The 20128-nt window shown below is 36.6% G+C and carries 18 protein-coding genes; 3 read left to right on the top strand and 15 right to left on the bottom strand.

Annotation, left to right across the window (positions count from 1 at the left end):
* Positions 1-49: 49 nt before the first annotated feature.
* The 7 genes from ORQ98_RS26735 to ORQ98_RS26765 all read right to left on the bottom strand — a co-directional run bounded on the left by ORQ98_RS26735 (position 50) and on the right by ORQ98_RS26765 (position 7458).
* Positions 50-412 carry an ankyrin repeat domain-containing protein gene (locus tag ORQ98_RS26735; RefSeq protein ID WP_274691883.1) on the bottom strand — a complete coding sequence of 121 codons (363 nt, stop codon included), beginning with the start codon at positions 410-412 and terminating at the stop codon, positions 50-52.
* Between the two features lie 172 nt (positions 413-584).
* Positions 585-1745, bottom strand: coding sequence for a TFIIB-type zinc ribbon-containing protein (locus tag ORQ98_RS26740; protein ID WP_274691884.1), 1161 nt, complete (start codon positions 1743-1745; stop codon positions 585-587).
* 42 nt (positions 1746-1787) lie between these two features.
* A complete protein-coding gene (locus ORQ98_RS26745; RefSeq protein WP_274691885.1) occupies positions 1788-2921 on the bottom strand; it encodes an SPFH domain-containing protein in 1134 nt (377 codons plus the stop codon).
* Positions 2922-3014: 93 nt separating this feature from the next.
* Positions 3015-4964 carry an alkaline phosphatase family protein gene (locus ORQ98_RS26750; protein WP_274691886.1) on the bottom strand — a complete coding sequence of 650 codons (1950 nt, stop codon included), beginning with the start codon at positions 4962-4964 and terminating at the stop codon, positions 3015-3017.
* A 219-nt stretch (positions 4965-5183) separates the two neighbouring features.
* A complete protein-coding gene (locus ORQ98_RS26755) occupies positions 5184-5480 on the bottom strand; it encodes a MoaD/ThiS family protein (protein WP_274691887.1) in 297 nt (98 codons plus the stop codon).
* Positions 5477-6661, bottom strand: a complete 1185-nt coding sequence (locus tag ORQ98_RS26760) for a WD40/YVTN/BNR-like repeat-containing protein (RefSeq protein ID WP_274691888.1) — start codon at positions 6659-6661, stop codon at positions 5477-5479. Before ORQ98_RS26760 ends, ORQ98_RS26755 begins: the two co-directional genes overlap by 4 nt.
* Entirely contained in the window at positions 6658-7458 is an 801-nt protein-coding gene (locus tag ORQ98_RS26765; RefSeq protein ID WP_274691889.1) for a PNGase F N-terminal domain-containing protein, read from the bottom strand. Before ORQ98_RS26765 ends, ORQ98_RS26760 begins: the two co-directional genes overlap by 4 nt.
* Before the next feature lie 545 nt (positions 7459-8003).
* Here ORQ98_RS26765 and yjjG point away from each other — a divergent pair.
* A complete protein-coding gene (gene yjjG, locus ORQ98_RS26770) occupies positions 8004-8717 on the top strand; it encodes a pyrimidine 5'-nucleotidase (protein WP_274691890.1) in 714 nt (237 codons plus the stop codon).
* A gap of 85 nt (positions 8718-8802) precedes the next feature.
* On the opposite strand, the gene ORQ98_RS26775 is transcribed toward yjjG, so the two are convergent.
* The 5 genes from ORQ98_RS26775 to ORQ98_RS26795 form a co-directional block, all read right to left on the bottom strand.
* The gene (locus ORQ98_RS26775; RefSeq protein ID WP_274691891.1) at positions 8803-9294 is read right to left on the bottom strand and encodes an HD domain-containing protein; all 492 of its coding nucleotides are present in this window, start codon (positions 9292-9294) and stop codon (positions 8803-8805) included.
* 115 nt (positions 9295-9409) lie between these two features.
* On the bottom strand, positions 9410-9928 hold the full coding sequence (locus tag ORQ98_RS26780; RefSeq protein WP_274691892.1) for a hypothetical protein: 519 nt from the start codon (positions 9926-9928) through the stop codon (positions 9410-9412).
* Between the two features lie 11 nt (positions 9929-9939).
* Positions 9940-10497: a hypothetical protein gene (locus ORQ98_RS26785; protein ID WP_274691893.1), complete on the bottom strand. Its 558-nt coding sequence runs from the start codon at positions 10495-10497 to the stop codon at positions 9940-9942.
* 52 nt (positions 10498-10549) lie between these two features.
* Complete coding sequence (locus ORQ98_RS26790) at positions 10550-12169, bottom strand: GH3 family acyl-acid amido synthetase (RefSeq protein WP_274691894.1); 1620 nt, start codon at positions 12167-12169, stop codon at positions 10550-10552.
* Between the two features lie 12 nt (positions 12170-12181).
* Positions 12182-12991, bottom strand: coding sequence for a hypothetical protein (locus ORQ98_RS26795; protein ID WP_274691895.1), 810 nt, complete (start codon positions 12989-12991; stop codon positions 12182-12184).
* Positions 12992-14287: 1296 nt separating this feature from the next.
* Here ORQ98_RS26795 and ORQ98_RS26800 point away from each other — a divergent pair.
* Positions 14288-15685: a DEAD/DEAH box helicase gene (locus tag ORQ98_RS26800; RefSeq protein ID WP_274691896.1), complete on the top strand. Its 1398-nt coding sequence runs from the start codon at positions 14288-14290 to the stop codon at positions 15683-15685.
* A gap of 93 nt (positions 15686-15778) precedes the next feature.
* Here the strand turns inward: ORQ98_RS26800 and ORQ98_RS26805 are convergent, their stop codons facing one another.
* Both ORQ98_RS26805 and ORQ98_RS26810 read right to left on the bottom strand, forming a co-directional pair.
* A complete protein-coding gene (locus ORQ98_RS26805; RefSeq protein ID WP_274691897.1) occupies positions 15779-16405 on the bottom strand; it encodes a hypothetical protein in 627 nt (208 codons plus the stop codon).
* 134 nt (positions 16406-16539) lie between these two features.
* Positions 16540-17460: a protein-tyrosine phosphatase family protein gene (locus ORQ98_RS26810; protein ID WP_274691898.1), complete on the bottom strand. Its 921-nt coding sequence runs from the start codon at positions 17458-17460 to the stop codon at positions 16540-16542.
* A gap of 348 nt (positions 17461-17808) precedes the next feature.
* Between ORQ98_RS26810 and ORQ98_RS26815 the strand changes: the two genes are divergently transcribed.
* Complete coding sequence (locus tag ORQ98_RS26815) at positions 17809-19275, top strand: protein adenylyltransferase SelO (RefSeq protein WP_274691899.1); 1467 nt, start codon at positions 17809-17811, stop codon at positions 19273-19275.
* Between the two features lie 244 nt (positions 19276-19519).
* Here ORQ98_RS26815 and ORQ98_RS26820 read toward each other — a convergent pair whose 3' ends face one another.
* Positions 19520-19843, bottom strand: coding sequence for an STAS domain-containing protein (locus ORQ98_RS26820; RefSeq protein ID WP_274691900.1), 324 nt, complete (start codon positions 19841-19843; stop codon positions 19520-19522).
* Positions 19844-20128: the final 285 nt, after the last annotated feature.

Here is a 20128-nt window from a genome sequence, read left to right on the forward strand (position 1 = left end):
AAATCCTCTCATAACAGTGGATTATACACATGATGCTGTATTATTGAACCTAGAAATGATTCGCGACTGGTATATTTACATCAGTATTATTCTCGACTAGAAACTTAACAACATTCAGCTGACAACGACTATTTTCTACTGCCTTCATCAATGCTGTGCTACCAATATAATTTTTCGCATTAACATTAGCTCCATTATTAACTAGCAATTTTGTTATATTAATATCATTCTTTTCAGCAGCAATCATTAATGCTGAATAACCTGCACTATTTTGATATGTAATATCTATGCCTTGTTTAATGAAATATTTAACTACTTCAATGTTACCTCCATTTGCAGCAGCCACGAGAGCAGTATAGCCTTCTTTAGTTTTCGCTTTACCTAGCACTATAAGAAACTTAATTGTCTCCAAGCTTCCGCCAGCTACTTAAATTATTACAAATTAGTCTTAAGGAAGTTTAACTTTATACGGCAAATAGCAGTTCATTCAAAAATTTATGGAAGCAGTACATATATCATTCTTTTACATTATTTAAATAACGAATATTCATTAATTTACTATTTCTTGATTTAAGTCAAAGACGTTATCCTTGTTGCAACGATTGATAACCAATAAATCCAGCAACAGCTAAGACAATCACAACGATTACTGCCAAAGTAATTTTAACCCAGCTATAAGGTCGTTCGCCCTGTACTTCACCTGTCCTAGCATTTACTAAAAAACGATACACCTTTTCATGGTAGCGATAGGCACTAAGCCAAACCGGTAACAGAATATGTTTAAATGAAATATTAGCGTAGCGGGTTTTTACCGAGTGGATTCTTTGATCATCTCCTCCAATATCTTGTCTAATAGTACTGCGTATTTCGTCATCCATAATATCCTTAGCCAGTTCGAAGCCTTGCTCTAAATTAACCTGGTAGCTTTCTGCTTTGAAACCACTCAAGTATTGATCTTGATAGGGTTCTAGGTTTTCCAGATCCCATGGTTCTAAAGCTTGGGTGTACTTTCTGGGTAAAGTATGGCTCGCCAACACCAGCACATCATCAAACTGATTAGCGACTCGACCAGATGCTGGATACCAACGAGTACGTCTTTCCTGTTCAGTATAAGTTTCTCGCTCACCTTCTGAATTGGTACGAGTTTTCGTTACTGTAACATAATAATATTCACCACGTTCCCCCCTATAATTACTGGTAGTATCTGTATCATACGTCCAATGCGGTACATAAACACCATTTAGTGAAGTATCTAATTTCGCTTTATTTTTTAATGCATTAGGCGCAAACCATAAATCATTCAGCCATTTTTTATAACTTTGTTTAGCTGCATTACTCGTTATTTTAAATGGTAATAATGATCTAGGTTTAATTAGTTTTTTCGAGTGAGTAGTTGAAACTATTTGGCTATCACAAAAAGGGCAGGCTTGTGAAGTCACATTTGCATCTGAAGTAGATTCCGCTCCACATGCATCGCACTTTAAATAGAGCTTTTCTTCAGTAATATCTCCTGCTTGCGCTTTACGTAAATAGTCATGATAATCAAGCTCTTCTATTTCATCATCACTTACTTGTATTTGGTTTTCAAAGTTACAATATTGACAAACAAGTGATCTTGCTCCTGGCTTATAAATAAGCTTGGCACCACACTGCTGACATTTAAATTCATTAGCAGTTTCATTTGCTAGTTTATCATCAAGTATTTTTTCTTCTTCAAGAGGCAGGGGTGGTGGAGTGATTGTCATGATATAAACTACTCCCAAAACTACTTTACTCTTTACTGTTAATTATTGTGGCGGTAAAGGTGGCGGAGTTGCTGCAAATAAACTACTTAATGCACCAACTTCAGATGCTTTTGTCCAGTTGCTCATGCCTTCACACCAAACCAAACTATCTCTTGTCATTACCCCGTTATTCACTAATCCTTGTAACTGGCTGATTGGCATAGGGCCTTGTTGCTGGCCATTAACTGCTACATAATATGGTTTTTCCTGTGGTAGTGGCGGTGGCACAGGGGCTGAAGTATTAGGACTATTTTGTTGTTGCTGATTTTGAGGTGGCTGACTCTGCTGCATGCTTTGTCCCATTTGATTGGCCATGGCAAATCCCATGCCCATTCCCATGCCGCCGCCAGCCAAACCTCCCTCAGTTTCTGCTGCTTTTTCGATTGCATTAGCTGTTTGAAACTGGGTGTATTGATGTAAATTTCCAATAATGCCCATGCTGGTTCGCTTATCTAATATTTCTTCCACCGCAGGGGGTAGCGATATGTTTTCCACCAACATTTTGGTGATGTCGATACCATATGCAACGAAATCATCATGAATTTTTTTAGTGATAAATTCACCCAGTTCATCATAATTAGCAGCCATGTCCAGCACTGGAATTTTGGCTTCACCTATAAGATCGGTAAACCGGGAAACAATCAGATTTCTCAACTGGTTCGTAATCTCATCAGTAGTGAAGTGGCCATCGGTACCAACAATTTCTCTGATAAAATTAGCCACATTTGATATACGAATAGCATAAGTACCAAACGCACGTATCCGCACAGGGCCAAACTCAGGGTCTCGCAAGGTAATGGGGTTTTTTGTCCCCCACTTCAGATCAGTAAATCGGCGTGTATTAACAAAATAAACTTCTGCTTTAAATGGACTATTAAAGCCATACTTCCAACCCTGTAAAGTTGATAAAATGGGTAAGTTATCTGTTGCTAAGGTGTAGTCGCCAGGCTCAAAGATATCTGCTAATTTACCTTTGTTAATGAAAACAGCCACTTGTGATTCACGAACAATAAGCTTGGCACCCATTTTGATTTCATTATTGTATCGCTCAAATCGATAAACCATGGTGTCGCGGCTATCATCAGTCCATTCAATAATATCGATAAACTCGCCACGAAGTTTATTAAAAAAGTCCATTGCACAGCCCTTCTATTAAAACCAATAGGTTTAAATACTACATATAAATGCCACCTATTGGTAATAATAGCATTTCACAGCGCTTAAGAGGCATTACATTTTATTATATTTTCCTTCTAAAAATTCTATATGACCACCTTTTACTCCCTGAAAAAAGAGATAAAGTGAGCCATCACAACGAGCCACCCTTATCCCTCCATTTTCTGCTAACTGGCCACCAGTAATTAATGATGGCTTTGTCCAACCTACTTCTAATTGAGTTCCATAGCCGTTAGATGTTGTTTTATCCTGATCAGGGTTATAAGACACTTTATCTTTTGCGGTTAAAATACCCGATATCGAAAAGGTTTCTGTTATTAATTGCTGTTGAGAGACACCGGGATGCACAAGATGCAAAACCCCATCTAACTCAGCACAAGCTAACGGTGCTCTGCCTTTAATCTGAGTAATGGCTGGCTCATCTTCACCAGGAGTGACTGGATCAGGTTCATGGGAATAATGACGGAGAGGAAATGCATTTTGTGACCACTGAAATTGAACTGCATCATCTTGCGGACCAGCATACTTACTTTCTGCAACAGTTACCACGTTCCATGGAGCCAAATTACATGTAGCAGTAACAAGTGTATTTTTTTCTGGCTCTGGATAAAACAGGTAAAGACAACCGCCTAGATTTGCCAGTTGAATTGGCTGTTCCGTCTGATGTCCTGTGGCTTCAACTGCCTGCCATTGCCCATTTTGATAAAGCTGCCATTGCACTTGGTTTTGCTCATTTTTAAAAGCGATGGCAGCCACTTCTTTGTTATCAATCATTATTGATTCAGTCAAAGTAGTTAAGCCACTAACAAATTTACTTTCTGCACATATTGATGAATTTTCATTCCAGCCCGATGCTAATGTATAATTAAACCCAGTTATGTGATGATCTGCTGTTTCTAAGAATAAACAAAGTTCATCATGCATTGATAAAAGCTGTACATTACATACTTGAGCTTCTGTTATAAATATTTCATCACTCCAGAACCTGCCATCATACATGTGATAAACAACGTTATAATTTTTAACAGAAATACAGAATAAACGCCCTGCATAAGCGGCAATAGCAAATGTTTTAACATCATTAATGGGCGTTTCTTGCCTGTTGTTCCATGAAAAACTTCTGCCCCATAAAAACTGGAACCAATTTGCACACTGATCATTTTTACCAAGACTATTTAGATTAAAGTTTTTTTCTATGGTTTTTAGCAAACTATAATGATTATATCCTTCATGTTGCCGCCCTGGTTTAATCATATCGCCTAGCAAAACAGTATAAATTTGATTTGGACCATCATAGGTATATTTTCGGTGTTGATCATAGTCTGCTTCAAAATCTGCTTCGTCAAACGTGACCACAACTAACGTTTTTTCAGGTAATAAGCTGTTTGGCCCTGGAAACCTCAAGTCACTAAAAAATCCTTCTAACCATTCTGCTAATTGATCAACTAAGACCGGTGCTCTTTCATGTGGCGATTCACTGGTTCCTAGTAAGTAATGGCCATCACTCCACATATTTGGTGTAAACCAGGCATATTCAGGCAAGGTACCATGAGATATATCTTTCCAAAAGTCTGTTTCATTCCTAATTTTTTGCCAGCGCTGCTTATTCTGAACTATTTGTGCAAAAGAAGAAAAAGGGTTATGTTTTTCAAGATAAGGATAATCATCTTTTGGTTTGAAGTCTGGATGCCAAGGGTTACTTTGTGGATTAAAGCTTTCCATATAAGCACGCCAGTCAATATTTTCAGCAGACTCCTCAATTAAATCCACAATGGTTTTTTGGGTTAATAACTCCGGGGGAGGATCATCATCACTCATATTACATAACTCACCTGCTATTGATGCAATATAATTGGTTTGTGATGGATGCATTACACCATAACATTGCGTTAGCTCTATCCCTTGCCGAGCTAACGATTGCATGTAGGGATTTTGTAACACATAACTGCGGTATTCATTTTCAAACATGATTACAATGACGTGCTCAAACGCTCTGTTGTTCATTCCTTTGTCTCCTCATCACAGTACAAAAATCCAGCACTGGTAATGATAGTCAAGCGTCCCTCTGCTATCATACTCATTTTTATAAAGCGCTATAAATAAGGAGTGCAATAAACTTGTCGTTTATTAAAAGCTTTTGCAGTAATATTTACCTGAGGCTCAGCCATCAATAAATAGATAATATACCCAATGCGAAGGGTAAAAGTATAACTAGTGAATTTACTAACCACCTGCTATGGCACCAATAATCATAAATGGCTTTTCGCCTGAGGTGATTTCTTCGGGCAGTAAAAAGTCAAATGACTCATGAGAAATATCTTTTCCGCAGGCAAAAAAGCGTAAATAAGGACGGCGCTGCTGAGTCACATGATCTCGAATTGTTCCCTTCAACATGGGAAAGTGTGTTTCTAACTCATCAAAAATTATTTGCAAGGTAGCAGGCCCCTCAACGTTAAGCTGCACTTCGTTAGTAATACGAGCCAGTGTTCTTAAATGTTGAGGGAGTACTATTCTAATCATGACAATGTTTGTACTTCTACAGATAGCACTGCTGGCAAGTCTCTAACAATAGGTGCCCAGTTATCGCCACCATTAGAAGACACATACACCTGCCCGCCTGTTGTGCCAAAATAGATACCGCACTCATCAAGTGAATCAATTGCCATCGCATCTCGCAATATATTGACGTAACAATCACTCTGAGGCAGACCTTTAGTGAGAGGCTCCCACTCGTTGCCACCCGAACGGCTACGATATACACGCAACTTACCGTCTGGTGGATAATGCTCTGAATCACTCTTGATAGGAATTACATAAATAGTTTCAGGCTCGTGAGCATGCACAGCAATGGGAAAGCCAAAATCAGACGGCAAGTTTCCACTTACCTCATGCCACAAATCACCTGCATTATCACTGCGCATAATATCCCAGTGCTTCTGCATAAAAAGCACTTCAGGACGTGATGGGTGAAATGCAATACGGTGTACACAATGACCAATTTCTGCTTCTGGATCAGGAATATATTCTGACTTTAAGCCACGGTTAATTGCTTTCCAGGTTAACCCTCCGTCATCCGTGCGAAAAGCACCAGCTGCAGAAATAGCCACATATAGTCGTTTAACATTGGTTGGATCCTGAAGGATGGTATGCAAACACATTCCACCCGCTCCTGGTGACCATTGGGCTCCAGAGCAATCACGCAAGCCAGCTATTTCTCGCCAGGTTTTACCACCATCTGTCGTATGAAATAGCGCAGCATCTTCTACTCCAGCATAAACCTTATCTGGGTCAGTTAGTGAGGGTTCAAGATGCCATACCCGCTTAAACTCCCAGGGGTGTTGGGTTCCATCATACCATTGATGAGTGGTAAGCGGCTTTCCTGTTTCAGGTGAAGTATCGTAAACAAACTTATTACTTTCCCCTTTAGGCATACCATCTTCTGTGTTAGTCGATTCACCAGGGGGAGTGCCAGGCTGTTCCCAGGTTTCTCCGCCATCACTAGATCGTTGAATGACTTGCCCAAACCAGTCACTGGTTTGTGATGCATATATTCGATTAGGATCAACAGGAGAGCCTTTAATATGGTAAACCTCCCAACCTCCGAAGAGTGGTCCTTTAACATCCCACTGTTCACGTTTTCCATCTGATGTCAGGATAAATGCGCCTTTCCGTGTACCCACCAGTACCCGTACTTTCATCATGCTCTCCCTTGCCCGATTATTTCGATCACTTCCATGCAGCACAGCTTACAGTCTAGTAAACAATGAGTAATCCAGACATGACCACTGATAAATGAACGAAAAATATACTTCTTACCTGCTGGTATTACTAAATTAACTGGACGAACCTGTTGATGGACAGGCTTATCAGGCTGGCCAGACTTCCAACTTAAATGTGGCCAAATTGGAATAACTTGTTTTGCTTCAGGCTGTGGGGGCTGCCCTCCAACAAACTCAATAGAAGCATTAAATAACCAACCATCGCCTTGTGCATGCCCCTCACCAACCCAAGTATCAATAAAAACTCGCATGGTTTGCTTACCAGTAAATAATGGGCGCAATGTGGTAAAATCTGTTTTCCAAGAAAAACCTACTCGATAAGCAGTAATAAAACGATCTGCTTCTAAAAAGTACTCATTTTCAGTCCCTTTATTCATCACAAAACCAAAGTTACCATAACGATCCCAATAATCACACTTGGTCTGATTCGGACATTTTAAAGAGAAATGCCCAACTACTGACGAGTAGGTTTTGCTAGCTTCTGGAAATTCTACCTCAACATCAATTACTCGATGATTAACACCTCCAAACTGAACCCAGCTGCTTTCAAAAACATTTACCGTTGTATTATCACCAGGCAAACGGTTGAGAGATGATATTGTGTTTTGAGCAACTGCAGTATTATGTAAATGATTAACAACCTCTAATCCTGCCAATGCCTTTTGCAGAGACAGGAGAGTGATTATAAATATGAATAACTTCCCTATGTTCATTGCCATTAAAAGCAACCTCCATGTTTTTTGACTTTATAAGTATATTTGCCAGCTCATCATGAATAGGTTTCTTTTAACTTTTATGAAGATATACTCTTCGCGAATGTTTTTTTAGGCTTTGTTACCTTCTCTGACTACCACGGATGGTAGGAATGCAATTACTGCAGGAGCATTTAATTGCCTTCACCCCAGTCATTTAGTTTATCTAAACTCCTTGGGGCAAGTCTGATACAGCAAGACTTGCGGTAGCTACTTTAATTTACATAAAAGTGCTACTGGAACTCATCGCTCGGTGGCCTCGCCTAAATAATCCTTCGCTGTGAGTCTATACCACTTTATTTTTACACCTAAAAATGATTCATGATGGGTATAATGCGAATATTATTTATTTTTCAGCAATCACATATTGCCATAAATACACGCTTTTTAATTTATAACTTTAGTATTATATAACCACCTATAGATAGGCTAAGGCTTTCCCTAGCTAACATTATTCCAGTATAATACTTCAATATAAGTAAATATGCAGTATAAATGGAGAAATAAGCTGAATGAAAAACTATGAGTGGATTGTGTTTGATGCTGATGAAACCTTGTTTAATTTCGATGCATTTAGTGGCTTGCAGCTTATGTTTTCAGATTTTGGTGTTACTTTTACTCTACAAGACTATCATGAATACCAAGTAGTCAATAAACCCTTATGGGTAGATTATCAAAATGGTGAAATTACTGCACAACAGTTACAATATCAACGCTTCAGCACTTGGGCTGATCATCTGCAAGTTTCGACACAACAGTTAAATAGTGCTTTCTTAAGTAGTATGGCTAAAATTTGTACACCACTGACAGGCGCTATCAGCCTATTAGACACCATTAAAGGTAAATCCAAATTGGGTATTATTACCAATGGTTTTACTGAGTTACAGCAGATTCGTATTGAACGCACTGGACTTAAGGATTATTTTGATTTTGTAGTAATCTCCGAACAAGTAGGTATTGCTAAACCACATCGGGATATTTTTGATCATGCACTTGCTATTATGTGTAATCCACCCCGCGAATACGTGTTAATGGTTGGTGACAACCCAGGCTCTGATATCTTAGGGGGAATTAATGCCGGTCTGGATACTTGCTGGCTAAATACAGATAACAAACCTACTCCGGAAGGTATTAACCCTCATTATGAAGTTGCTTCTTTATCAGAACTTGAAAGCCTATTAATAACTAAGCTGGGTCCACCTGAAATACTCCAAAGCTGCTCTTAGATTTAACGACTTAAGCTAGTCAGAAGTTTATGACATTCTGACTAGAGTTAAAATTTAACAATATCAGCATTTAATAACCATCTGTTCATTCTAAATTTATTATTCTTTCGATCTCTTGCCAGATATCTTCACATTTATTCCTACGATATGCTGCAGTCTTAAATGCTGATTGTTCATCTCTATACTGGTTTAGCAATTTAGCATTGCCACCTTTGATACAAGCCTGCAAATTTGCCAGCCTATCAGCAGCTTTCACTATTAGAGCCAACTCTAAATCACCTGTTACATTAGCCATTTTCTCATAAGTTTTAGCTTTTCTTTCTTTTCTATTACTGTCAGGCTCATCAGTGACTATTGCTACACAGTCAGCCACAAAACCACCAAAATTCTCTTTTATATCTTCATATGTTATCTCCGTATCCTCCATCACATCATGTAAATACCCAACAATTTGAGCTGTTTGATCATAAGCTTGTAAATTATTAACAACCGCGTCCAAATGAACAATATATGGCTCACTCCCATATTTTTGCTCTCCATGAGCCTTAATAGCAAATTCTCTTGCTTTGTTTAGCATTTGTTCTCCAAAAAATTTAATGGAACCAAGATTATACATTCTACTATTTAGGATAAATATTTGTAATTAGTGTGAAACACCTACCTTCATGCTGTAAGCTGTTTGGGTACAAGATTTATATAATATCCTCACTATATATTCTCTGTGCAAATTTATCGTACATTAATTTAATTAGTTTCCACGGTAGTTTTCTATGTAATGGTAAATGATCATAATATACAGCTTCAAACTCAAAGTGTGTCTCAGTGCCTCTGTTTTTTTTATAAGAGCTAGCTCCTCCACTTAAGAATAGCTCCAAATTGCTGCTCAACGAATCTTTAAGTAAAGACCCAAAAAGTATTTCATATAATTTTTTATTTTCATTACTTCTATCATACCCCACTATTAATGGAAATATTGTTTCACTCGTTTTATAGAAAATGACAAAGGCTAAAATATCTTTATCTTCTTTAAAAACTCTAAATGTGTAATATTTCAATCTATACACTTCTTCAAACCACTGCGTATTATACTTAGGATTAAACTGATTATGCTTATCTATATATAGCTGTCTATACAATTTTTCCATAACAGAAAAATCATTTTCATTTAATTTTGGCTCGTCGATTAAGTTTTTGCTATACTTACGAGCCATTTTAACATTTCTCAATACATTTTTTTCTTGTTTTTTGTAAATAAATTAATTTTATTAGGATAGAAATAATGAATCTCTCTATTAAGAACAAGGTGGTAGCCTTCTTTTACCAAATATTTAATAAGATCGCAGTCTTTTATTGGATCAATACTTCTAAATATAATGCTATGACAAGGATGTTTATCCTTTATACTTTTAGTAATTAGTTTTACTTGGTCTTGGTCTAACCGAACATTAGGGTTAGTAGAAATAAGCCAATTATTCACATGTACAGCTTTATCAATACAACCAAAACTACCAATTAAATAGATAGTTTTTCCTATACATTTTAAAGTAAAAAGTAATAATTTGTTACTCATTTCTGAAATTTCATCCATAGCATACTTAATATAATGCACGCTAGGTGAAACCAAGTAACATTCTTTGTTATTATTATTTACTGTACAAGGAACAATAGTTTCATTCACATTTAACGTGAATACATCAATATTTTTAGCATTTTCTATATAATCACCTAATGACAGATCACTATTTTTTTCAATTCTAACAAAAAAATCAATAACATTCATAACCTTGTATAACCCTAAAATCTATTCAAAAATATATAAAAACAACACCTAATTAATTTTTCAAAAACACTTTATCCCAATCATATCTATTATTTAGTATGGAAGGTTTTATATCCCCAAGCTTCATACCATGCTTAGTAAACATAGTTTGATATTTTCTCCAAGCATTTTTTACTCTATGGAAAGATAAGGGTTTTAATTGTCCTATTTTAATGCAGTTAAAGTAATGATGAGATGAATTCAATTGGTATTCCAACTCTTCAGTAAAGTTTTTTATATCATTATCACTCTCGGGAGAATCTATGAATAGCTTATAGCTACCAGGTAGTATTTTCGGCGCTGATATTAGCATGAAGTGAATTTCAATTTTCATTTTTTCACGAACTTTTTTTATAATATTATCAATAAAAATTGGATGCAATTTTTCCCCTGCAACATCACTTGTATAATCTGCTTTACCAACAAATTCGATAGTAGGAGTTTTCTGGATGAATCCAGTACAGCGAACAAGATCATTTATCTTATATCGGTATAGTCCTCCACTAGTAGTAACTACTGGAATATATGTAATTCCTATTTTAAGTTCATGAGCTAAGTAGGTATCAGTGCAATCAGTTTCAGCTTCTAAAAATTCAAAAAAGTGGCTATTTGATGCAAGAACACTTCCTTGACTTATCAATGACTCTTTATGAGAGAAAAAATTTTTTCTTGAATTAATAAATGGGATTGATATAACACATTCAGTTGCAAGAAGGCCTTTACCTTGAATTACAGAGTTAGAAAAGCGTGATAATAGTGCCTTAGCAAAAGTATAAGAGGGTCCATCAGTCCAACATGATATTAATTTAAGATTAGGCCATAATTTACTAAAGTCTCTGGTATTTTCAAACTTACTCTTTATAATTTCTTTTTGACGGTTTCTTGATAAGCTAGCAACCATGTTATCAAAATTTTCGACAATATAGTCACAAAGAACCATTAAAAACGTAGGACTCCAGATACTAATAAAAGATAAATTATTCTGCTCAAGTAAGTATCTACAAGTATTAAACTGCCACTCTTCACTTGTTTTACAGTGCTTTATACTTGATGGAACTGCTGTTATTTTGTGCATAGCCCATCTAGAAAAAGGATCAAGAAAATCAGAGTCGTCTTCTACTCCAAGAGGAATACCTGTATGATTTTGTATATGCTCAGAGGTAGCCATTGAAATAGACCAATAATGAGTACCTGATTTAAGGGTTGGATAGTAATCATATAATGATTTAAGCCAGGGTTTAATACCATTATTAAAACTATTTAATAATGAGGCAGTATAAGGTATCCACTTTTTCGAATCAGTGCTACCACTTGTAGGCTCCCAAAATAACACTGGCTCTTCTGTCAAAACTCTATCATTAGTTGAATGGATTTTATCTATCCAAGGAGATAGATCTTTATATGAAACTATTGGAAGCTTCTCCTGTACTGTTTCAATAATACTATTTGTACAATCATGTTCCTTTAAGTAGTACTTTAGATATTGGCAATTTGCATTTTCCCTAATAATAGCCTGTAATATTTCCTCTTGTTTAATAGATATTTTTTTCAATGAAGTACAAAATCTGCGCGTTTCTTTTTTTAAGCTAACAGCATGAGCTCTATGAATAGCAGCCAACATGTATTTTTTCATTTTCAGACACACTTATTTTATGATATTTTTAAATAGCTTGCGCGATGATTTCGTAGCCTGATAATAAAAATATTTCCAATCTATTTTTGCAAGACAGCACAACTCATCACCATTAATATGGTTTGGATTTTTTTTCATAAAAAATTTAATATCAGGATCTAATTCATCAGATAACTCTATTCGCGCAACATGAGACTTAAGCTGACCTTCAGATATTTTAAACTCAAGCAACCCCTTTTCTTTACGCCAGTTACTAGGATAGAGCATTATAGCTGATTCATTCAATAATTGAGCTATCTTTGGTGGTGTTTTTACATTATATTTTGGCCAACAGTTAGGAAAGTTACGAGTCATTGCAAGATAAGTTTTATATCCTTTAGATATTAAAAACCAGTATAAATCCTGACTTGGTTTTTTTAGTTTTTGGTACATTACCAACTTTGTATAACCAACTTTTAAAGCACTTTGCCCCCAAAACTGAGGCTCTAATATAGTATCTCCAGTAAAAATAACTGAAGTCGTAGCATTTTCAAAAGATATATTGAAAAATTTATAAGTTGAAAAACCTCTAATTTTTTCATTATGGTCTAGAGCAACTATAACACCCTGCTTGTTTTTGAGATCACTAAAAAATTTATTAAAGTTAACTTCATCATAAAACCTACGGAAAATTTCCCACATTTCTCTAACATGAGAATCATTTATTTCTTCAATAGGTATTCTGGCATCTTTAAGCAATTTAGCTTTTCGTTTTCCTTTTGTAGAAACATCCTGTTTTCCTGAAGAAATTCCTTCATCATTAATTCTATTGCCACTTAGCATTTTTACATAATCCCTGTAATTATCATAACTAAACAAATACTATTCTGATGTTCATCAAAATATAACAAACTCATATATTAACTATATGCAACACATGCTTACATGATTGAGACTTGATGCAATAAGCAATAACGTAAAACCATCAACAAGCCCATTTTTTGTAAATACTCACTTTAATAGTTAATAATGAGTTTATCCTTATTTACATATTAATCTACATTTAGAAACAAGTAAGTTTTCATTTTATTTAAAGGTAGCAAGAGCTCTTACCTTAAATAGACATTCAATTTGGAGTTATAACAATAAAGCAGATATTTTACAAAAATATTTTTATTGGGTATTTAATACTTATCTTTAATTTAGCTACTAGTAGAAGCATTATTATCTGGCACAAGGGTTTGTTAAAGTACTCACTATTCATACCAACAGTCTTTTAGATTTTTAGTTTTCATTGTTAGACAAAGGTGAATAGGCTACCTCTTTTAACATCCAAGATGTAAAAACCAATTACATTAGCACTATCGCAATAACTACTAGAGCAGAACAAACCATTATTAACATGGTACTGAACAGATCTGGTATCAGAAATGTGATATGAACTTGAAAGTTAGTCAATAATACTATTACCAATAAAAAAGTAGCTATATGCCGCAAATCTTAACAATGTAAATAATGTAAAGACGTTAAATTTGAAAACTCAACCATGGATGAAACTGGTGAAATACGGGATTCGTTATCAATGAAATAATGTAGCTTATCATACAGTTTCCTTGTTCTAGCATAGCTGTCAAGATGCATAACTACTTCGTCATTTACCCATAAGTCAATGGCATCAATTAGTAATTCAGAAGAGTTGTATCCCGGTCTTAACTTGAATTTGTATATTTCCATAAAATAACATTTGATTAAATCATTGAAGACTTAATATTAACTATCACATACACAAATTATAGATTCCAAAAAACTAGGATCAAACCATCATTCTTTTATTAAGGTAGCTACCGCAAGTTAGACAGTAGACAACTTGCCCTAAGAATCACTCGAGAAGGGTATAGATACACTATAATACGTTAGGTTTTATCTACTCAACTGTGTTACCATTTGCATCCTGGCTTACCGCCAGCAAGTAAGCGTCATCGTTAGTTGCATGGCCAAAGCGCCTGACCCTCCTCAAGAGAGCCAATTACTGAATGCCGCAATGTGCAATAGCACACTCACGGCAAAGCTCATCCTTACGTAGCATTAGCCCTAATTTATTAGTTTTATGGCGAGTAGCCTCGTCAATAGGAATCATTAATGACTTTTGAAACTCTCGGTTTGTCTGAACCGATCCTTCGTGCCATCCAAGAAAAAGGGTATAGCAAACCATCCCCTATTCAGGCAAAGGCAACGCCAGCTATTCTGGACGGCAACGATATTATGGCTTCTGCCCAAACGGGTACTGGTAAAACGGCTGGTTTCACGCTGCCTTTACTACATCGTTTAAGTAAGGCCTCTAGAGCAAGAAGCAACCATGTACGTGCACTGGTGTTAACTCCAACTCGTGAGCTTGCTGCTCAAGTTCACGAGAATGTTTTAATCTACAGCAAGCATTTACGTATTCACTCAACTGTCGTGTATGGTGGTGTCAAAATTAACCCACAAATGATGAAGTTGCGTCGCGGGGTGGATGTATTAGTTGCAACACCTGGACGCTTACTGGACCTCTACCAACAAAATGCTATTAAATTTACTGATGTAGAAACACTTGTTCTAGATGAAGCTGATCGTATGTTAGATATGGGCTTTATTCATGACATAAAAAAAATTCAAGCCTTAATGCCAAAGGAAAGACAAACACTTTTATTTTCCGCCACTTTTTCTAATGATATTCGTCAGTTGGCTAAAGGCATGTTGAAGAATCCTGTGGAAATAGATGTTTCACCCAAAAACACCACAGCAGAAACAGTACAACAACTGATTCACCCTGTAGATAAAAAGCGTAAAACCAAATTATTGAGTCATTTAATTCGCACTGAAAAATGGTCGCAAGTATTAGTTTTCATCAAAACTAAGCATGGTGCTAATCGCCTGGTAAGAAACCTATATGGAGATGGTATCTCTGCAGTCGCAATTCATGGTAATAAGAGTCAATCACAGAGAACCAAAGCACTCTCTGACTTTAAAAGAGGCAAAGCGGATGTATTGGTAGCCACAGATATTGCAGCAAGAGGCATTGATATTGACCAACTACCACAGGTGGTGAATTTTGATTTACCTAATGTACCAGAAGATTATGTACACCGAATCGGGCGTACTGGCCGAGCAGGAAGCCAAGGCCAAGCAATTTCTTTGGTAAGTGCAGATGAAATCAAACTGCTACAAGATATTGAACGCCTTATTAAAAGAAGTATTGAGCGAGAAGAAATTGGTGGATTTGAGCCTGAGCATGTCGTACCAGCCTCAAGAAAAGTCGACTCTAACCAAAAACCAAGACGACCGAAAAAACCGAAGATTAAAAAAGACTTTACTAAAACGAATATTAAGGGAGCTGCTCAGTTAAATAACGAGTCTAAGCGAAAAAAGCCGAATAGCAAAAGAACCAATGGAGAGCAAAAAGTTGGAGCAAAGAAGCCCTCTCAGAATAGAAATAAAAAGCCAACAAGTGGCCAAACGAAGAGCCAAATTCAGAAAAAGCGTGTCTTTTTAAAGTAAATATATCCCTTTCAGTCAAAGGTTCTCAAAAGCCCTAACTTAGGGCTTTTATTAATTGAATAAGTAATAGCTATCTTACAATGTAATCCCATTTCAGATTAAAGGCGGCGGTGTAATTTCAAATTTAGGTACACTGACAGAATCAATACGGCCTTGTGTTTTTTTAGCTGTAACTTCACTATCATCAATAATTGTGGTTTTACCTGTTTCATTGTTGACACTTACAGAATAAGTTCCATTGAATGTATCAACCATCATGTAAGTTTCTCGGGAGCCACGACTTATCGAAATATTTTCAAACGTCTGACCACTTTCAATTTGCCCTTGCCAAACCTCAACACCATCTTGAGTATTATATGTTGAGGTAATAGTTGCCTTATAATTCTCATTACGGTGTGGCAGTGCTATCTCTAAGGTTTGGCCCAAAGCAAGACTTTCTAAAACATCAAGATCTACTTTAGCATGGCCAACATGAATACCATCTTCTTCAATAATAGGGTTATTGGCATCGACAACCCATACAGTTATGGTTTCTCCTGCTCCTAAGCTATCTTCATCTGCAGTTTGTTTTTCACGTGGTAGTTTTAGGTTTCCTAAATCAATTGGCGCCATACCAGCTAATTTATTTTTATTGTTAGATGCAACAATTTCTTCTTGACTAATAGTTTGTTGCTGTAATACTTTGACTGTTAACACTATATGATCAATGTAGCTTATCATACAGTTTCCTTGTTCTATCATAGCTAGCCAGGCCAGTTCTCACTTCTATTAAAGCAAGATTAGTTCATTGTATCTAATGACTTATTCTAGGTCCTAAATGTTTTTTTAAATCCGCTAACGCAAAACCTTCCTAGCTACCCCTCCCCCAGTAACATCCGACCATAGCCCTGTAATAGCTCTTGCTGCAGCCTAGAAATAGGGCCAGTTTTAGCAACTAACGCATCAACTGTGTTATTTAGCGTTTCTTTATTTAGTTTATTCTGTAGGTTTAATTGAAATAATTTTTCTGCAACAACAACCGCTTCAGAACGTCCATCTTGTATTGAAGAATGTACCAAAATTTCACCTAGGCCGTTCTGATCTTGCATCCTGGCAGAATTAATTGTTTCCACTAGCTCACGGAGTTGTTTTTGAGTGATAATTCCACTATCAGGCCATTGATTAAAATTTATAGCGTTTACCTGCTGGGAATTAACTGTACGTAAAGCTCCTTGAATATGGTTACTTTCAACAGTAAACTTTGTACTTGTTATTTTATCGCCTACTAATTTTTTCTCATATATTAGATGGCCATCTTTTACACTTAAGGGCGGCTCTTTAGTCACTATAAAATGATTATCTTTGCTGCCATACCATGACTCATGAGAAGCTTGTAACTGATAATCAGAGCTATTTAATCCAATAATAATTCGTGTGTTATTTTCAATAAGACTACCCCAAAAATCAGCAGCTGTTGCCACTTGAGGGCTATTTTTGATGCGCGCTTCAGATAATCGCTTATCAACATTTACAGTATCATGAGCACTATCTATAGATGTCTCTTTATTTGCCCGCTGCACTTTAATACTTCTGCAGGACAAAGCTCCAAATTCACGGGTAGCACTTTTTGGTGTCTGACTTTGCTCAAATAGTTGACGCGCACTGCTTTCAACAAGCGTAATAATCGAACCTTTAAATTCAGCCTGTACACCAACCTTCTTCTCAACTTCATTCTCATGTGAGTTATCAATGTCAGCAGGAACAATTAGTGAGCGTGAAATTTGCCAATCAGCCAAAGCACATTCTCCATTTTCAATTATAAAAAACTGCTATTGACTCTGCGTAAGCCATGTCGTCTTATAAAAACAACCTGCAAAGCTCAACACCATCTTCCAGTCTAAGCTACCTATTATTGATAATATTTAGAAATAGGGCGATTTTTATTATTACTGATGTAACATTAACAAGTATATTTACTGCAACACAATCTTAATTTTTTTCGCTCAATTAAGCCAAGGTCACCATTAACTAATATTCCTACACTTTACTCTTTTCATTTCAGGTAGTTAGTTTGATGTACTACACAAGACTCTAAAAACCAAGTAATATAGTCAAGTATTAATTTGCAAAGGGCTGCTCCTGTTGTGACACCTATAACTGACCTGACATTTGATAACCAGTTTGCCCAACTTAGCGACTGCTTTTACACTAAACAGCCTCCAACGCCCTTAACTAACCCTCATCTAGTTAGTGCTAATGAATCTGTTGCTAATTTATTGGGCTTTAACCTAGCTAACGATAAAGATATAAGCTCCTTAGTCAGCATAGGTAGTGGCCAAAAAATTTGGCCAGAGGCAGAGCCTTTGGCCATGGTCTATTCAGGCCATCAGTTTGGTGTTTATAACCCTCAACTAGGTGATGGAAGAGGTTTATTACTAGGTGAAATATGCACTACTAATGGTGACAAGTGGGATCTGCACCTTAAAGGGTCTGGAATGACACCTTACTCTCGTCAAGGAGATGGTCGAGCAGTATTGCGCTCAACAATTCGAGAATATCTATGCAGTGAGGCAATGCATCACTTGGGCATCCCTACTACACGTGCATTATGTATAGTCGGCAGTAACGAACCCGTATATCGAGAAACGATAGAAACAGCTGCTACTTTAATCAGAGTGGCTAAAACTCACTTACGATTTGGCAGTTTTGAGTTTTTTTATTACACCCGACAGCATAAAGAATTAAAAGAGTTAATTGATTTTGCAATTCAACAATACTACCCCAGCCTGATGGGAAGCAATGATCAATATGAAGAGTTCTACCGCCAAACTGTCATAAAAACCGGCAAACTGATTGCTTACTGGCAAGCATTTGGCTTTGCCCATGGCGTAATGAACACAGATAATATGTCCCTGCTAGGAGATACCTTTGACTACGGCCCCTTTGGTTTTATGGATGATTATGATCAAGGATTTATTTGTAATCACTCAGACCACTCTGGCCGCTATGCGTTTAACCAACAACCATCAATAGCATATTGGAACTGTGCCTGCCTTGGTCAAGCGCTCGTACCCTTTATAAAACCCGATACCATCAAACAGTTATTAAGTGAGTTTGAAAAGGCTTTTATACATAAGTATGCTGACTTAATGCGACAAAAACTTGGGCTGTTAGAGTTGACTGAATCTGATCAAGAGTTAGTACAACAATTGTTTAGTTTAATGCAAAAAAATAGCGTCGATTATACTTTATTTTTCCGGCATCTTTGCGACTTTATACCTAATAAGCAAAACTCTTCTATTAGAGATCTGTTTATTGATCGAGATGGGTTCGACAATTGGTCAAAACAATATAGCCAACGACTAGCTCAACAAGACGACGAACAAACAAACCGCTCGCAACAAATGAAATCTGTTAACCCCAAATATATCCTGCGTAACTACCTAGCTCAACAAGCCATAGATAAAGCAACAAAACAGCAAGACTTCAACGAAGTTAATCAACTGCTAAACTTATTAAGGCAGCCTTTTGCTGAACAACCAGATATGGAGCACTACGCCAAGCTCCCTCCAGAATGGGGAAAAAAGCTAACTGTCAGTTGCTCATCTTAAGGCCTGGGTAGGTGGTTACAATGGCAGATACTCAATACCTGATCTTCCCCCCATTTAGTGGACACCTGTTATTAGGAATTTAGGCGCATAGCTGCTCATACCCTGCTGGTGTTTTGTAACCAATGGATGAGTGTAGTGGTCTAATAGAAGCCAACACTTAACTCTGACTCTCATCTGCCATTGACTTTTCAAGCAGCCCAATGGACAGCAAAGTTTCATAAAAAAAATCAGCGTATTTAAATAGTTATGCGCTTTCTGCTTCTTTTATTTCAATATGCTTTCCGTAAACGCTTCTACTTATTAACTCTGTTACCTCTCTTCTCGGGCTAATAATTGTTAGGTGTCCAAAATGCTTTTTAATTATTGAACTTATTACAGTTAAATCTCCCATACCCATCGAGTCAATGTACTCAATTCCTGTCATATCTAATATTACATTGACATCATCTTGACTAATTCGCTTGCTTAACTTCTTGCTCAAACTAACGCTGTTCCCAGCAATCAAGTTTCCCGTTATACAAGCAATTAATGTGTTTCCTACTGCTCTACAGTGTAATTTAAATGACATACGACCCTACCACTTATGCCAATATATACTTTAACTTAAGCACAACTAATGATGAATAAATATTCAAAACGACACGCTGCAATAAAAGTCAGACAAGCGGATAATTTTGCATGGCCTTAATTGGGGACTTGAATGTTATGCCGCTTGAAAAGTCAAAACAGCCAGCTAAATATTCAAGAAGCAGAACAGTCTGACGCTGCAGAAATGGTATAGCTAGAAAATCATAAAGTGGCATATTGAAGATGCTGTATAAATAACTTGTCTATATCATCACAGCGATGCTGT

The sequence above is a fragment of the Spartinivicinus poritis genome (genome assembly GCF_028858535.1).
Lineage (GTDB): Bacteria > Pseudomonadota > Gammaproteobacteria > Pseudomonadales > Zooshikellaceae > Spartinivicinus > Spartinivicinus poritis.

Coding starts and splice junctions, on each gene's coding strand:
- ORQ98_RS26740 (WP_274691884.1), bottom strand. CDS start 1,745: ATGACAATCACTCCACCACCCCTGCCTCTTGAAGAAGAAAAAATACTT.
- ORQ98_RS26745 (WP_274691885.1), bottom strand. CDS start 2,921: ATGGACTTTTTTAATAAACTTCGTGGCGAGTTTATCGATATTATTGAA.
- ORQ98_RS26750 (WP_274691886.1), bottom strand. CDS start 4,964: ATGAACAACAGAGCGTTTGAGCACGTCATTGTAATCATGTTTGAAAAT.
- ORQ98_RS26755 (WP_274691887.1), bottom strand. CDS start 5,480: ATGATTAGAATAGTACTCCCTCAACATTTAAGAACACTGGCTCGTATT.
- ORQ98_RS26760 (WP_274691888.1), bottom strand. CDS start 6,661: ATGATGAAAGTACGGGTACTGGTGGGTACACGGAAAGGCGCATTTATC.
- ORQ98_RS26765 (WP_274691889.1), bottom strand. CDS start 7,458: ATGGCAATGAACATAGGGAAGTTATTCATATTTATAATCACTCTCCTG.
- yjjG (WP_274691890.1), top strand. CDS start 8,004: ATGAAAAACTATGAGTGGATTGTGTTTGATGCTGATGAAACCTTGTTT.
- ORQ98_RS26775 (WP_274691891.1), bottom strand. CDS start 9,294: ATGCTAAACAAAGCAAGAGAATTTGCTATTAAGGCTCATGGAGAGCAA.
- ORQ98_RS26780 (WP_274691892.1), bottom strand. CDS start 9,928: ATGGCTCGTAAGTATAGCAAAAACTTAATCGACGAGCCAAAATTAAAT.
- ORQ98_RS26785 (WP_274691893.1), bottom strand. CDS start 10,497: ATGAATGTTATTGATTTTTTTGTTAGAATTGAAAAAAATAGTGATCTG.
- ORQ98_RS26790 (WP_274691894.1), bottom strand. CDS start 12,169: ATGAAAAAATACATGTTGGCTGCTATTCATAGAGCTCATGCTGTTAGC.
- ORQ98_RS26795 (WP_274691895.1), bottom strand. CDS start 12,991: ATGCTAAGTGGCAATAGAATTAATGATGAAGGAATTTCTTCAGGAAAA.
- ORQ98_RS26800 (WP_274691896.1), top strand. CDS start 14,288: ATGACTTTTGAAACTCTCGGTTTGTCTGAACCGATCCTTCGTGCCATC.
- ORQ98_RS26805 (WP_274691897.1), bottom strand. CDS start 16,405: ATGATAAGCTACATTGATCATATAGTGTTAACAGTCAAAGTATTACAG.
- ORQ98_RS26820 (WP_274691900.1), bottom strand. CDS start 19,843: ATGTCATTTAAATTACACTGTAGAGCAGTAGGAAACACATTAATTGCT.